This window comes from Ruminococcus sp. (assembly GCF_045129435.1).
GTDB lineage: Bacteria > Bacillota > Clostridia > Oscillospirales > Acutalibacteraceae > Ruminococcoides.
In genome coordinates this window covers 1-14,091 of record NZ_JBGVJL010000054.1, presented here as the reverse complement: position 1 = coordinate 14,091, position 14,091 = coordinate 1, and the positions used below count along the sequence as shown (strand labels likewise).

Below are 14,091 nucleotides of genomic sequence, written 5' to 3'. Positions count from 1 at the left end.
AGCCTTTTATAAAAGAAATAATTAAGTTTTTCATTATATAATGAATGGTTTTCTTGTTGTTATCGCAATTATAAAGCTTTCGCCATTGTGTTCAAGCCGCCAAACAGCAAGCTGTTTGGCTATCGTTAGATTGCGTAAACGGAAAATATTTGTGGGCTTTGCCCACACCCACAACCTTTGAAAAGGTTGACCAAACTTTTATAATTACTTGTCAAAACTCTGTTTTAATCTGTAACTATGCAAAAAACCGCCTGCAAAGCAGACGGTTAATAAATTTATAAATTTGTACCGATTTTTCTGAATCTTTCATAACGAGCGTTAGTAAGTTCTTCGTCAGAAAGAGCAAGATTTTTTTCAAAAGTACGCTGAATCAAAAGCTTTAAGCTTTCAAACATAGCTGCATCCTCGGCTCTCGGTTCTCTGATAATACGCTCAATTACATGCAGGTCAAACAAATCCTGTGCAGTAAGCTTGAGTGCCTCGGCTGCCTGTGGAGCTTTTGTGCTGTCTTTCCAAAGGATAGACGCACAGCCTTCAGGAGAAATTGCAGAATAAACGGAATTTTCCATCATCCACACCTCATCAGCTACAGCAAGTGCAAGTGCACCGCCGCTTCCGCCTTCACCCACAACAATGGTGAGTACAGGTGTTTTGAGGGTCATCATCTCCATAAGGTTTTCGGCAATAGCCTGTCCCTGTCCTCTTTCCTCTGCACCGATGCCCGGATAAGCACCACTGGTATCAACAAAGCACAAAACAGGACGGCGGAATTTTTCTGCCTGCTTCATAAGTCTTAAAGCTTTTCTGTAACCCTCGGGATGAGCCTGTCCAAAGTTACGCTCCATACGCTCCTTTGTATTTCTGCCTTTTTCAATTCCGATTACAGTCACCGGCATATCGTGGAGCATAGCAAGTCCTGCCACAACTGCCTTATCATCGGCAAATCTTCTGTCACCGTGAAGTTCAAAAAAGCTGTCGCCAAACATATGGTTTATATAATCAACAGTTGTCAGCTTGTTGGCATCTCTGGCAGCCATTACCTTATCATATGCGGACATTATTCCGACACCTCCCCGTAACCGTGCATTTTAAGCAATTTTACAAGTGTTGCTTTAAGCTTGTTTCTATTTACAACAGCGTCAACAAAGCCTTTCTGCATAACAAACTCTGATGTCTGGAAATCCTTAGGTAATTTCTGGCGAAGTGTCTGCTCAATTACTCTTGGGCCTGCAAACGCAACGAGTGTGTCGGGTTCGGCAAGAATAATATCGCCCTCCATAGCAAAGGACGCAGTAACACCACCTGTGGTTGGGTCTGTAAGTACAGTAATATACAAAAGTCCGCTATCGCTGTGGCGTTTTACCGCACCGGAGGTTTTAGCCATCTGCATAAGAGAGAGGATACCCTCCTGCATACGAGCACCGCCCGAAACTGTGCAGACAATAACAGGGAGTGACTTTTCTGTAGCGCATTCAAACGCACGGGTGATTTTCTCGCCTGTAACTGTGCCCATACTGCCCATCATAAAATCGGAATCCATTACGCAGAGCATTGTATCTACGCCGCCGATTTTACATTCACCGCACATTACAGATTCCTTAGAGCCTGTGGCTCTTGCTTTCTCAAGCTTTTGGTCATAGCCCGGAAAATCGAGAATATTTTTGCTTGCCATATCAGCGTCATGCTCGCAAAAGCTGCCCTCATCTGCAAGGAGAGCAACACGCTGTTTTGCGTTCATTCTAAAGTTATGACCGCATTTTGTGCAGACACGAAAGTTCTCCTCCATATCTGTTGTAAGCAGCATAGTGCCGCACTTAGGACATTTTGTCCACATTTCCTCAGGAACAAACGGTACATTTGTCTGCTCCTCAGGCTGATTTTCAAGCTCATTTTTCGGTTTTACAAAAGCAAATAAATCCATAGCCTATTACTTCTTTCCGTCCTTATGCTTTTTCTCAAATTCAAGCATAAAGTCAGTAGTATATTCTCCGCTGACGAACTGCTCGTCCGACAAAATCTCGGCGAGCACGTCACGGTTGATGTCAACGCCATCAATAGTAAGCTCAGAAAGAGCTGTTTTCATTTTTCTTATTGCAAGCTCTCGGCTTCTTGCCTGAACAATAAGCTTGCCTATCATTGAATCATAGTAAGGCGGAATAAAATAATCCTGAAAGATTGCTGTATCAAATCGCACAAACGATCCGCCCGGAATATGTAAACGGGTAATTCTGCCACAGCTCGGTCTGAAATTCTGTTCCGGATTTTCGGCATTAATGCGGCACTCAATTACATTTCCATGTGTAAAAATTCTATCTTGAGTCAAAGTAAGCTTTGCACCTGCGGCAATTCTTATCTGCCACTGCACAATGTCAAGACCCGTTACCATTTCGGTAACACCATGCTCAACCTGAAGACGGGTGTTCATCTCCATAAAATAGAAATTATTGTCCATATCGAGCAAAAATTCTACTGTACCTGCATTAGTGTAGTTTACAGCCTTGGCAGCCTTTACTGCAGCCTTCATCATTTCCTTACGGGTTCTTTCGTCAAGGGCAGGGCTTGGGCTTTCCTCAATCATCTTCTGATTCTTTCGCTGAACAGAACATTCTCTTTCACCAAGACAAACAGTATTGCCGTATTTGTCACTTAAAAGCTGCATTTCAATGTGCTTTACAGGGTGAATGAATTTTTCCATATAGCAAGCACCGTCACCAAAGGCAGACTGAGCCTCTGAAGATGCCGCTGCAAAAGCCTCGTCAAACTGCTCTATGCAGTCAACTCTGCGTATACCCTTGCCACCGCCGCCGGAACGAGCCTTAATAAGCAGAGGAAAACCGATTTTCTCTGCCTCTTCTCTCGCCTTTGCGGGATCTTCTATAATATCGCAGCCGGGTGTAACAGGCACACCGGCAGCACGCATTGTCTTTCTTGCGTTGTCCTTATCGCCGAGAAGCTTAATCATCTCAGAAGTAGGGCCGATAAAGTTTATGTTGCATTGCTCACAAAGGGAAACAAACTTTGCATTCTCTGAGAGCAAACCATAGCCTGGGTGAATAGCCTGAGCACCGCTTTCAATGGCAACTGTAAGTATTGCAGGCATATTAAGATAGCTGTCCGCAACTCTGCTGCCGCCAATGCAATAGCTTTCATCTGCAAGCTGAACATGCATTGAGTTTTTATCAGCCTCGGAATAGATTGCAACCGTACTGATACCCATCTCTCGGCAAGCACGAATAATTCTTACTGCAATTTCTCCTCGGTTGGCTATAAGTATTTTTGAAAACATTTTATCACTTCCAAAAGAAAATTTGCAATAAATTATTTATTTTCGATAAGTGCGAATGAAAGCTCGGCACTTACGCAAAGCTTACCGTCAACATAACCCTTTGCATCTATAAAGTAAAACACGCCTCTGCTCTTTGTAAGAGTACATACACTTTCAAGTGTGTCGCCCGGTTTTACCTGATTTTTAAACTTTACATTGTTCATCTTTGTAAAGAAAGGTGTGCAGCCCTTAGCCTTGTCTGCAAGCAAGCAGCAAGCTGACTGACCCATCATTTCGCAGAGGATAACACCCGGAACTACCGGATTACCCGGAAAATGTCCCTGTAAAAAGAACTCATCGCCCTTGATTGTGTATTTGCCCTTAGAGGTAACATCGTCAATCTTCTCAGCTTCTTCTACGAGCAGCATATTGTCACGATGAGGTAATATCTGTTTGATTTCTTCCTGATTCATTGTATCTCCTTATTATTTAACTCTGAACAGAGGCTGACCGTACTCAACAAGGTCGCCGTCCTTTGCAAGAACCTCAACAACCTCGCCGTCAAGCTCTGACTGGATTTCGTTCATACACTTCATAGCCTCAACTATGCAGATTGTGTCGCCCTTTGCAATCTTCTGTCCAACGGTAACATAAGGATTGCTTTCAGGTGACGGTGCAGCATAAAACACACCGACAATAGGAGAATTAATTGTTTTGCCCTCGTTTTTGGCCGGTGCCTGCTCGGCAGCCTGTGGAGCAGCCACAGCAGGAGCAGGTGCTGCAGCAGGAGCATTTGCCTGCATTACAACAGCTGGAGAGGCAGAAACAGCCTTTTCAAGACGGATAGCAGAGCCGTCACCGTTTTTTATTTCAAGCACAGAAAGTGATGAATTTTCGAGCATTTCAATAAATTCTTTAACATCGTTTTTAGAATACATAAGTACAGCCCTTCCAAATTAGATTTTCTTAAATACTACGCAAGCGTCATGACCGCCAAAGCCAAGGTTTGTTGACGCCGCAACAGTTACATCACGCTTAACAGCCTTGTTTGGTGTGTAGTTAAGGTCAAGCTCTTCGTCCTGCTCGTTTAAATGGATTGTCGGCGGAATCATACCGTCGTGAATAGCAAGAACAGATGCGATAGCCTCAACTGCACCTGTAGCACCGAGCATATGACCTGTCATTGACTTTGTTGAGCTGATATTTGCATCGTAAGCCTTTTCGCCGAGAGCTGACTTGATAGCCATAGTTTCGGTAAGGTCGTTTAAGTGGGTTGATGTGCCGTGAGCATTAATATAAATCTGATCATCATCGGCAACCTGAGCCTCAGCCATTGCAATTTTGATTGCTCTTGCAAGGCCTGCACCCTCAGGGTCAGGAGCTGTAACATGGTGAGCGTCACAAGTGTTGCCGTAGCCTGAAAACTCAGCGTAAATCTTAGCACCTCTTGCCTTTGCGTGCTCGTATTCCTCAAGAATGAGCATACCTGCACCCTCGCCCATAACAAAGCCGTCACGATTCTTATCAAACGGGCGTGATGCTGTGTCAGGGTCTTCATTTGTAGAAAGTGCCTTCATATTCTGGAAGCCTGCGATTGTAAGAGGAGCAACAACTGCCTCTGTACCGCCTGCAATAATTGCGTCTGCATAGCCGTCTTTAATTGCGTGGAATGCCTCACCGATTGAGTTTGTACCTGTAGCACAAGCACTCATAACCGAAAGTGAAACACCCTTTGCATTAAAGCGGATAGCAACATTACCTGTAGCAATGTTACCGATCATCATTGGGATAAAGAAAGGAGAAACCTTTCTTGGACCGCCCTCGTTAAGTGCAGTTACATTGTTTACAAATGAGTGAAGTCCACCGATACCTGCACCGATATATACGCCAAAGCGTTCCTCATCAATGTTGCCGAGAATACCGCTGTCGTCAACTGCCTGCTGAGCCGCTGCAATAGCGTACTGGCAATAAATGTCGAGCTTTCTAAGCTCTCTTTTCTCAATGTATTTTTCCGGCTCAAAATTCTTTACAGTACCTGCAAGATGAACCTTGAGGTCAGAAGTATCAAAAGCTGTGATTTTTTCAACGCCGTTTACACCTGCAAGCATATTTGCCCACATTGTTTCAACATCGTTGCCAACCGGGGTGATTGCACCCAAACCTGTTACTACTACTCTTCTCATAAAGCACCTCCAAAATTACATTGCAAGACCGCCGTCAACCTTGATAACCTCGCCTGTAACATAGGCAGCGTCATCTGAGCAGAGGAAAGCCACTACATTTGCAACATCTTCAGGTGTACCGATACGCTTTGCAGGAATCTGAGCCTTCATAGCGTCCTTTACCTTGTCTGAAAGTGCATTTGTCATATCTGTGCCAATGTAACCCGGAGCAACGGCGTTAACTGTAACACCTCTGCCTGCAAGCTCCTTGGCAACTGACTTTGTCATACCGATAATACCTGCCTTAGAAGCTGAATAGTTTGCCTGACCTGCATTACCCATAATACCTACAACAGAAGAAGTGCTTACAATTCTGCCGTAACGCTTCTTCATAAAGTGCTTGTAGGTGTGCTTAATCATATTGAAAGTACCCTTGAGGTTTACACCGATTACTGCGTCAAAGTCCTTTTCGTCCATATTGAGAACGAGCTTGTCACGAGTAATACCTGCATTGTTTACAAGGATGTCAATACCGCCGAAGTCCTCGATTACCTTGTCAACAACCTCTTTAGATGCGTTAAAATCAGAAACATCGCAGAAATACTGCTCTACCTTTGTGTTGTACTCTGCCAGAGCCTCTTTAGCTTTGATACCCTCGCTCTCATCGCCAACATAAAGAATAGCAATGTTTGCACCCTGACTTGCAAGCTTTTTAGCAATAGCAAGACCAATACCTCTTGAGCCGCCTGTGATTACGGCTGTTTTGTTTTCAAAATTCATAATATCCTCCAAATTAAAGGTCAAGTGCTTCAAAATCAGCAGGTGTTTCTACCTTGAAAGCCTTAACGCTGTCATCAATTCTCTTGATGAGTCCTGTAAGAGTTTTGCCGACACCGATTTCAATAAATGTGTCAACTCCGTCTTTAATCATATTTTCTACAATAGTCTGCCATCTTACCGGATTTTCTACCTGTGCTCTTACAAGCTCCTTGTAGTCGCCCTCGTATGGCTTTGCTGTGTAATCTGAATAAATTGTAACCTGTGGCTCGGCAAACTGAACATTCTGCATATACTCTGCAAGTCCCTTTGCTGCATCTGCCATAAAAGGTGAGTGGAAAGCACCGCTTACCGCAAGTAATTTTGCTCTGCCGCCTGCTGCCTTTACAGCCTCGCAGAAAGCCTCGGCATTTTCGCTTGTTGTGGCAACTACTGTCTGTGCAGGTGAATTGTAGTTTACAGGGTATGTCTTGTCAAAGCCCTTGCAAACCTCTTCAACCTTTTCAGGAGTAATCTTCATAACGGCAGCCATTGCACCCGGATTTTCGGTTGCTGCTTTGTCCATAAGCTCGCCTCTTCTGCAAACAAGCTTAAAAGCTTCTTCATCTGAAAGAATACCGGAAAAAGCAAGTGCTGCAATTTCGCCGAGTGAAAAACCTGCAACGCAGTCGGGTTTAATACCCTTTTCTTCTAAGAATCTTGCTGCGGCAAGGTCGGCTGTAAATACGCAAGGCTGTGTGTTTACAGTCTTGCAAAGTTCTTCGGTTGTACCCTCAAAGCACTGAGCCGATGTACCCTTGCGAATGCCGTCTGCCATATCATAAACACTTTTGGTGGCAGCAGAAGCGTTGTAAAGCTCCTTGCCCATTCCGCTGTACTGTGCTCCCTGACCTGAAAAAACAAATGCTATTTTACCCATTTTGTAGCTCCATTCAATACTTCTTCAGCCTGAGTAAACATTTCTGTAATGATTTCTCTTGCAGGCTGTTCTTTTTTTACCATTGCGGCAACCTGACCTGCAAGAACTGTACCGTGCGAAACATCGCCCTCTCTTACAGCAAGTCTTAATTTGCCAACGCCCATCTTCTCAAGCTCTTCATCGCTTACTTCAGATGAGTTGTACTCTGCCTTTGTATATTCACGAGTAAAGGAATTGCGGATAGCACGAACAGGGTGACCGAGTCTTTTGCCTGTTACAACTGTATCAATATCCTTTGCCTTGATGATTTTATCCTTGTATTCCTGTGCGATTGTACATTCTGTGGCAACCAAAAATCTTGTACCAACCTGGACGCCTACCGCACCAAGCATAAATGTGGCTGCAATCTGTCTGCCGTCTGCAATACCGCCTGCTGCAATTACAGGAATATTTACCGCGTCAACTACCTGAGGAACAAGAGCCATTGTTGTGAGGTCGCCAACATGACCACCGGACTCGCCACCCTCTGCAATTACCGCAAACGCACCTAATTTTTCCATCTTTCTTGCAAGTGCAACGCTTGGAACAACCGGAATAACCTTAATACCTGCGTCAAGCCATTTTTTCATATATTTACCCGGGTTGCCCGCACCTGTTGTAATAACCTTGATGCCCTCTTCAATAACAACATCAACGGCTTCTTCAACAAAAGGACTCATAAGCATAATATTTACACCGAAAGGCTTATCTGTAAGCTCTTTGCACTTCTTGATTTCAGCACGAAGCTGCTCGCCGTTTGAATTCATTGCGGCAATAAGACCAAGTCCGCCGGCATTTGAAACACCTGCTGCAAGAGAAGCGTCTGCTACCCAAGCCATACCGCCCTGAAAAATAGGAAATTCAAGGCCGAGTGATTTATCAATAACGGTAGAAATCATATGTACATTCTCCTTCTTTGTATTTCTGCGTATGCTTTGTATTTTTGGGGCATTACGCAGAACAACATTTGTTCATAATTTCAGTTTTACACTATTGTTTAAATACTACCGCAAATTACATAAATTGTCAATAGACATAATTTAAAATAGTGTAGTTTACATCAACAAGCAAGCTAAATTTTTTCTATTTTTATTGGCAATCCACATCGTTTATTAATAACTTTTATTTTTTCCTAACTGCAATAGTCTTCTACTGCTCTTCTCAGCGACTCCTTACCCTTGATTTCAACACCTTTTTCAAGACGCATTACATCACTTTTTGGCAAATTCTGCGACATTGTACCCGTATGCAGGTAAATTTTACCACTTTCCTTGCAGTACACATTCAGGTAGCCGTCCTCTATTTTAAGCACATAAACCTCTTCCTCCTGCTTGTCCCCGACACTGCTCTGCTGAACAGTCTGAGCAGAAGCGTCTGCGTTCGGTGCGAATATATTGCCTGTTACAGCACAAGCTATTAAAATAATTCCTGTTATACAAATAAGCTTTTTCACAATATAACTCCCTTTACTTATGTGATTTATGTTCCGAAAGCAAGCAAATTTCAGCCTGAATTTATTCGCTTTCAACTCTATTTTTCCTCTTATTTGTATTATTATACATATATTACATTATATTATATAAAATTTTCCTCATAAAAAGGCTTATTTTTTAAGAAAAATTTGGCTTTTCATATTTATTTTTTTATTCTCAGGTGGTATAATAAACATTAACTAGTATTTTTTGTTTTCAGATAAATTTTTGAGATAAACTTTGTTTTTTGTCAAAGAAGGAGAAATTATGCGTAATAAGCGTGAAACAGACATCAGTCAGTATAAAGATATTCAACCGGAGATTAATCCTACTGTTACAAAGGTAAACCCTGTAAAAAGGTTTTTCAAAGCACTTGGCAAGCTGATATTTACCGTATTTTCGGTATGCGTTGTGGCAGGTCTTATTGCAATGATTTCGCTTGGAATATACATTGCAAGCCTTGCTTCCGAACCTACAGGCATTGACCTCAGGGCAAAGTCGCTTAACCAAACAAGCTTTATTATGGTGCAGAACTCAGACGGCAAGTTTGAACAGTATCAGACCTTGTACAGCACAGAGAACAGAATTTGGGTTGACAACCAGAAAATTCCGCAGGCTATGAAAGATGCTGTTGTTGCGATTGAGGACAAGCGTTTCTTTGACCACCACGGCGTTGACTGGACAAGAACTCTTTCTGCTGTAGTAAGCCTTGCTTCCGGCACAGACTCATACGGCGGTTCAACAATCACTCAGCAGCTCATTAAGAATGTTACAGATGACAACGAAGTTTCTCTTACAAGAAAAATGCGTGAAATCTGCAAAGCGTTGAAACTTGAAAACGAATATACTAAGGACGAAATTCTTGAGGCTTACCTCAATGTAGTAAACTTCGGCAACAACTGTCAGGGCGTTGAGTCGGCTGCTCAGCTTTACTTTGACAAGAGCATTGAGGACTGCTCTATTGCTGAGTGTGCCGCTATTGCAGGCATTACTCAGAATCCGTCAAAATGGAATCCTCTTACTTATCCTGAAAACAACAAAATCAGACGAGAAATTATTATCAACGAAATGTACGATCAGGGCAAAATCACTAAGGACGAATATGACGCAGCTATGAAGGAGTCTGCCGATATGACTTTTGTCGGCTACACAAGCGACCATAGTGATGATGACGAGAACGATGACGGCTACATTCAGAACTGGTACATTGACGAGCTTTTCTATGACGCTCAGAAAGACCTTGCTCAGTACTACAACATCAGCGAGGACGCAGCTTCTGACAAGCTTTATACAGAGGGTCTTAAAATCTACTGTGCAATGGATGTAAGAGCACAGGAAATGATTGAAAATGCAGCTCAGAGCATTGACAAGAGCAGCGACCCTGATTTACAGATAGCTATGACACTTATGGGCTTTGACGGCAGAGTAATTGCTACTGTCGGCAGCTCAAACAAAAAAACTGAGGCTTTAAGCTGGGACAGAGCAACAATGTCATCTCTCCAGCCGGGTTCTTCAATTAAGCCTGTTGTAGTTTATCCATACGCAATCGACAACAAGATGCTTTACTTCTCATCACAGATTGAGGACGCACCACTTGAAAAGTACGAAACCAATGAGTATGGCGAGCTTGTATCAGGTCCTAAAAACTGGTACTCAGGCTACAAGGGCACAATGCTTCTTCCGGACGCTATCGAAATTTCTTCAAACGGTACAGCCGCACAGGCTATGAAGATGATTGGCGGCCCAAGCGTTGCATATGAGCAGGTAGTTACAAAAATGGGATTTAGTCACCTTGATGAGCAGGACGCTTACAACTCCGGCGGTCTTTCAATCGGTGGTCTTACAGGCGGTGTAACTGTTCGTGAAATGGCAGCAGCCTACAGCTATATGGGCAACGGCGGTCTTTACTACAACCCTTACACCTACTACTACATCACAGACTCAGAGGACAACATTATTATCGACAACAGAAACGCTGTTCCAAAGCAGGCTTACTCACCTACCACAGCCGCTATTATGAACAGACTTCTTCACTACAATGTTACCAACTCAGTAAACACAAACGCAGGTTCTGCAAGAATCAGCGGCTGGGATATTATAGGCAAAACCGGTACTACCGATGCCGACAAGGACTCATGGTTCTGCGGTATGTCACCGTATGCAACACTTGCAATTTGGACCGGCTTTGACAGTCCGCACACAATTTCAAATACAACTGTAGCAACCAACACATTCAATAAGGTTATGAGCTCTTACTTAAGCGGTATGGAGCATAAGGACTTTAAGTTCCCTTCTAACCTCATTGAGGCACAGTACAGCCCATATTCAGGCCTTATTGTTTCAACTGAAAATGTATCCGGCAAATATGTTGGCTACTACACAGAGGACAATATGCCTTCTAACGGTGGCTGGGACGGTTACTACGACTCAAGCGATTCCGATGATTATGATTATAATTACGATTCATCATCTGACTATTCAGACAGCTCATACTCAGGTGAAGAAAGTCACTCAGGCGGCGGAGATACTTCATCTGCCGAAAGCCAGGGCGGTGATACTTCTTCTGCCGAGAGTCAAGGTGGCGGTGACACATCTTCTGCCGAAAGTCAGGGTGGCGGTGATGAACCAAAGCCTGAGGAAAGCGGCGGCGGAGATGTTTCTGCTCCGGCAGCATAAATAAGTTATCTTGAAGAACTGTCTTAACGGCAGTTCTTCATCAGAATATATAAGGGAGTTATTAATTCCAAACTGAAAGGAAAGGATTAAGCATATGATTTCAGTAGCAATAATGGGTCATGGTGTTGTAGGCTCAGGCGTAGCCGAAATTCTTACAACACACAAACAGAAGCTTTTTGCAAGCATCGGAGAGGAGATTTATGTAAAGCATATTCTTGACTTGCGTGAGTTTCCGGACAGCCCTTTGGCTGACAGATTTACTAAGGACTTTAACGACATTTTAAACGACCGTGAGGTTAGAGTTGTTGTTGAGGTTATGGGCGGTCTTAACCCTGCTTATGACTTTGTAAAGAAGTGCCTTAAATCCGGCAAGAGCGTTGTAACATCAAACAAAGAGTTAGTTGCAGCTCACGGTGCAGAGCTTTTACAAATCGCAAAAGATGAAAATGTAAACTTCTTATTTGAGGCATCAGTTGGCGGCGGTATTCCGATTATCAGACCAATCAGCCAGTGTCTTGTAGCAAATATTGTTGATGAAATTGCCGGTATTTTAAACGGCACAACTAACTTCATTCTTACAAAAATGATTGAAGACGGTATGCAGTTTGACGACGCCCTCAAGCTTGCTCAGGAACTCGGTTTTGCTGAGAGAAATCCTGCTGCTGACATTGAAGGTCACGATGCCTGCCGTAAAATCTGTATCCTTGCTTCCCTTGCTTTTGGCAAGCATGTATATCCTGACTCAGTACATACAGAGGGTATCACAGAAATTACTCTTGAAGATGTAAAGTATGCTGAGGCTTACAACTGCGTTATTAAGCTTATCGGCAGGGTTAAACGCCTTGACGATGGCAAGATTGATATTATTGTTGCTCCTATGTTTGTACCAAACAAGAGCCAGCTCGCTAACATTGACTACGAGTTCAACGGCATTATGGTAAGAGGCGACTGCACAGGCGATGTAGTATTCTACGGCAAGGGTGCAGGCAAACTTCCTACAGCAAGTGCGGTTGTAGCCGATGTTGTTGACTGCTGCAAGCACTTAAAGACAAGAAAGTTCCTGTTCTGGACAGACGGCAACGGCGACAACATTCTTCCTTACGAAGAATCTGTATCAGCTATGTACATCAGAGCTAACACAACTATTGAAACAGCTCAGGAGGTATTTGGCTGTGTAGATAAAATTGAAAAGGCAGACAGCACTGAGGGTGAGATTGCCTTTGTAACTGCACAATTACCCTATAAGGAAATTATGGAGAAAATCGCAGTGCTCGAAAGCAAGGGTGCTAAGGTTATTTCAAAAATCCGCATAGGTGATTTATAATTGAAAGAGGAGTAAAAGGACATGAGTTTGATAGTTCAGAAATTCGGCGGCAGCTCCGTAGCAAATGCTGAGCGAGTAATGAATGTGGCTAAAATCGTTACAGATACCTACGCTAAGGGCAACGATGTAGTAGTTGTTGTTTCAGCACAGGGCGACACCACAGACGACCTTATCGCAAAAGCCGAAGAAATTAATCCAAAGGGTTCAAAAAGAGAAAAAGATATGCTTCTTGCAGCCGGTGAACAGATTTCAATTTCACTTCTTGCAATGGCAATTGAAAAGCTCGGTTACCCTGCTGTATCACTTCTTGGCTGGCAGGCAGGCTTTGAAACAACCAGTATTCACACAAGTGCTCGAATCAAAAAGGTTGATCCAAGCCGTATTCGTCATGAGCTTGACAAAAAGAGAATAGTTGTTGTTGCAGGTTTCCAGGGTCTTGCTAAGACAGATGACATCACAACACTCGGCAGAGGCGGTTCAGACACAAGTGCCGTTGCTATTGCAGCAGCTATGCACGCTGACCTTTGTCAGATTTACACTGATGTTGAGGGTGTTTACACAGCTGACCCAAGAAAGGTTGAAAACGCAAGAAAGCTTAAAGAGATTTCTTATGATGAAATGCTTGAGCTTGCTACACTTGGTGCACAGGTTCTCAACAATCGTTCAGTTGAAATGGCTAAAAAATATAACATCGAGCTTGAAGTCCTCTCAAGTATGACAAGAGCATCGGGTACAATAGTAAAGGAGAAAACTAAAATGGAAAAAATGTTAATTAGTGGCGTTGCTAAAGATACAGATGTTGCAAGAATTTCTGTAACAGGTATTCCAAATGAGCCTGGCCTTGCTTTTAAAATCTTTTCAAAGCTTTCAGCTAAGGATATTAATGTAGATATTATTCTTCAGTCTATCGGTCACGATGGCAAGAAGGACATCAGCTTTACAGTTCCTAAGTCAAGAGGTGCTGAGGCTGCTGAGGCTCTCAAAGATTACATTGAGAACTTTGACGGTACAGAAATCCTCGTTGACGAGAGTGTAGCTAAAATTTCTATCGTTGGTGCAGGTATGGAAAGCCATGCCGGTGTTGCTACAAAGATGTTCGAGGCTCTTTATGATGCTCAGGTAAACATTCAGATGATCAGCACAAGCGAAATCAAGGTTTCTGTTCTTATTGATGAGAACGATGCTGATAAGGCTGTTAAAGCTATCCACGCTAAGTTCTTTGATTAATCAAAACTTAATTGCATATTTAAAAGCTCCTCAACTAAGAGGAGCTTTTGTTTTGTTCATTACATTAATAGTTATATTAGTTGGTATTTTAAAATGGCTCTATAATAAATGTTGGGGTAACAAATAGAGCCTACAAAAATAATTTTAAAAAAAGTAGAGCATATTTGTCTAAAATCCGTTAAAATAGAATTGCTTAGAAACCAGAAACGGAGGAACAAATATGCTCTACA

Annotated in this window: 13 protein-coding genes; 3 read left to right on the top strand and 10 right to left on the bottom strand. The window is 42.9% G+C overall.

Annotated features, from left to right (window positions below; genetic code table 11):
• Positions 1-275: 275 nt before the first annotated feature.
• The 10 genes from ACJMMI_RS02715 to ACJMMI_RS02670 all read right to left on the bottom strand — a co-directional run bounded on the left by ACJMMI_RS02715 (position 276) and on the right by ACJMMI_RS02670 (position 8,615).
• Positions 276-1,058 carry an acetyl-CoA carboxylase carboxyltransferase subunit alpha gene (locus ACJMMI_RS02715; protein ID WP_405353262.1) on the bottom strand — a complete coding sequence of 261 codons (783 nt, stop codon included), beginning with the start codon at positions 1,056-1,058 and terminating at the stop codon, positions 276-278.
• Positions 1,058-1,921 (bottom strand): acetyl-CoA carboxylase, carboxyltransferase subunit beta, encoded by an 864-nt coding sequence (gene accD, locus ACJMMI_RS02710; protein ID WP_405353260.1) that lies wholly within the window; start codon positions 1,919-1,921, stop codon positions 1,058-1,060. Before accD ends, ACJMMI_RS02715 begins: the two co-directional genes overlap by 1 nt.
• A gap of 6 nt (positions 1,922-1,927) precedes the next feature.
• Complete coding sequence (gene accC, locus ACJMMI_RS02705) at positions 1,928-3,286, bottom strand: acetyl-CoA carboxylase biotin carboxylase subunit (RefSeq protein ID WP_405353258.1); 1,359 nt, start codon at positions 3,284-3,286, stop codon at positions 1,928-1,930.
• 32 nt (positions 3,287-3,318) lie between these two features.
• Positions 3,319-3,738, bottom strand: a complete 420-nt coding sequence (locus tag ACJMMI_RS02700; protein WP_405353256.1) for a 3-hydroxyacyl-ACP dehydratase FabZ family protein — start codon at positions 3,736-3,738, stop codon at positions 3,319-3,321.
• Between the two features lie 12 nt (positions 3,739-3,750).
• Positions 3,751-4,203 carry an acetyl-CoA carboxylase biotin carboxyl carrier protein gene (accB, locus tag ACJMMI_RS02695; protein ID WP_405353254.1) on the bottom strand — a complete coding sequence of 151 codons (453 nt, stop codon included), beginning with the start codon at positions 4,201-4,203 and terminating at the stop codon, positions 3,751-3,753.
• A gap of 18 nt (positions 4,204-4,221) precedes the next feature.
• On the bottom strand, positions 4,222-5,448 hold the full coding sequence (fabF, locus tag ACJMMI_RS02690; protein WP_405353252.1) for a beta-ketoacyl-ACP synthase II: 1,227 nt from the start codon (positions 5,446-5,448) through the stop codon (positions 4,222-4,224).
• Between the two features lie 15 nt (positions 5,449-5,463).
• Entirely contained in the window at positions 5,464-6,207 is a 744-nt protein-coding gene (fabG, locus tag ACJMMI_RS02685; protein WP_405353250.1) for a 3-oxoacyl-[acyl-carrier-protein] reductase, read from the bottom strand.
• A 13-nt stretch (positions 6,208-6,220) separates the two neighbouring features.
• A complete protein-coding gene (fabD, locus tag ACJMMI_RS02680) occupies positions 6,221-7,123 on the bottom strand; it encodes an ACP S-malonyltransferase (protein ID WP_405353248.1) in 903 nt (300 codons plus the stop codon).
• Positions 7,111-8,061 carry an enoyl-[acyl-carrier-protein] reductase FabK gene (gene fabK / locus ACJMMI_RS02675; protein ID WP_405353246.1) on the bottom strand — a complete coding sequence of 317 codons (951 nt, stop codon included), beginning with the start codon at positions 8,059-8,061 and terminating at the stop codon, positions 7,111-7,113. The genes fabD and fabK overlap by 13 nt, the downstream gene beginning before the upstream one ends.
• Positions 8,062-8,294: 233 nt before the next feature.
• The gene (locus tag ACJMMI_RS02670; protein WP_405353245.1) at positions 8,295-8,615 is read right to left on the bottom strand and encodes a hypothetical protein; all 321 of its coding nucleotides are present in this window, start codon (positions 8,613-8,615) and stop codon (positions 8,295-8,297) included.
• 286 nt (positions 8,616-8,901) lie between these two features.
• Between ACJMMI_RS02670 and ACJMMI_RS02665 the strand changes: the two genes are divergently transcribed.
• The 3 genes from ACJMMI_RS02665 to ACJMMI_RS02655 all read left to right on the top strand — a co-directional run bounded on the left by ACJMMI_RS02665 (position 8,902) and on the right by ACJMMI_RS02655 (position 13,861).
• Positions 8,902-11,310 (top strand): transglycosylase domain-containing protein, encoded by a 2,409-nt coding sequence (locus ACJMMI_RS02665; RefSeq protein ID WP_405353243.1) that lies wholly within the window; start codon positions 8,902-8,904, stop codon positions 11,308-11,310.
• 94 nt (positions 11,311-11,404) lie between these two features.
• Complete coding sequence (locus ACJMMI_RS02660) at positions 11,405-12,634, top strand: homoserine dehydrogenase (RefSeq protein ID WP_405353241.1); 1,230 nt, start codon at positions 11,405-11,407, stop codon at positions 12,632-12,634.
• 21 nt (positions 12,635-12,655) lie between these two features.
• A complete protein-coding gene (locus ACJMMI_RS02655; protein WP_405353240.1) occupies positions 12,656-13,861 on the top strand; it encodes an aspartate kinase in 1,206 nt (401 codons plus the stop codon).
• Positions 13,862-14,091: the final 230 nt, after the last annotated feature.

What these genes read in the sequence shown, in the direction of transcription:
- fabG (WP_405353250.1), bottom strand. Translation starts at nt 6,207, where the DNA reads ATGAATTTTGAAAACAAAACAGCCGTAATCACAGGCGGCTCAAGAGGT.
- ACJMMI_RS02715 (WP_405353262.1), bottom strand. Translation starts at nt 1,058, where the DNA reads ATGTCCGCATATGATAAGGTAATGGCTGCCAGAGATGCCAACAAGCTG.
- fabD (WP_405353248.1), bottom strand. Translation starts at nt 7,123, where the DNA reads ATGGGTAAAATAGCATTTGTTTTTTCAGGTCAGGGAGCACAGTACAGC.
- ACJMMI_RS02655 (WP_405353240.1), top strand. Translation starts at nt 12,656, where the DNA reads ATGAGTTTGATAGTTCAGAAATTCGGCGGCAGCTCCGTAGCAAATGCT.
- ACJMMI_RS02665 (WP_405353243.1), top strand. Translation starts at nt 8,902, where the DNA reads ATGCGTAATAAGCGTGAAACAGACATCAGTCAGTATAAAGATATTCAA.
- fabK (WP_405353246.1), bottom strand. Translation starts at nt 8,061, where the DNA reads ATGATTTCTACCGTTATTGATAAATCACTCGGCCTTGAATTTCCTATT.
- fabF (WP_405353252.1), bottom strand. Translation starts at nt 5,448, where the DNA reads ATGAGAAGAGTAGTAGTAACAGGTTTGGGTGCAATCACCCCGGTTGGC.
- accB (WP_405353254.1), bottom strand. Translation starts at nt 4,203, where the DNA reads ATGTATTCTAAAAACGATGTTAAAGAATTTATTGAAATGCTCGAAAAT.
- accC (WP_405353258.1), bottom strand. Translation starts at nt 3,286, where the DNA reads ATGTTTTCAAAAATACTTATAGCCAACCGAGGAGAAATTGCAGTAAGA.
- accD (WP_405353260.1), bottom strand. Translation starts at nt 1,921, where the DNA reads ATGGATTTATTTGCTTTTGTAAAACCGAAAAATGAGCTTGAAAATCAG.
- ACJMMI_RS02660 (WP_405353241.1), top strand. Translation starts at nt 11,405, where the DNA reads ATGATTTCAGTAGCAATAATGGGTCATGGTGTTGTAGGCTCAGGCGTA.
- ACJMMI_RS02700 (WP_405353256.1), bottom strand. Translation starts at nt 3,738, where the DNA reads ATGAATCAGGAAGAAATCAAACAGATATTACCTCATCGTGACAATATG.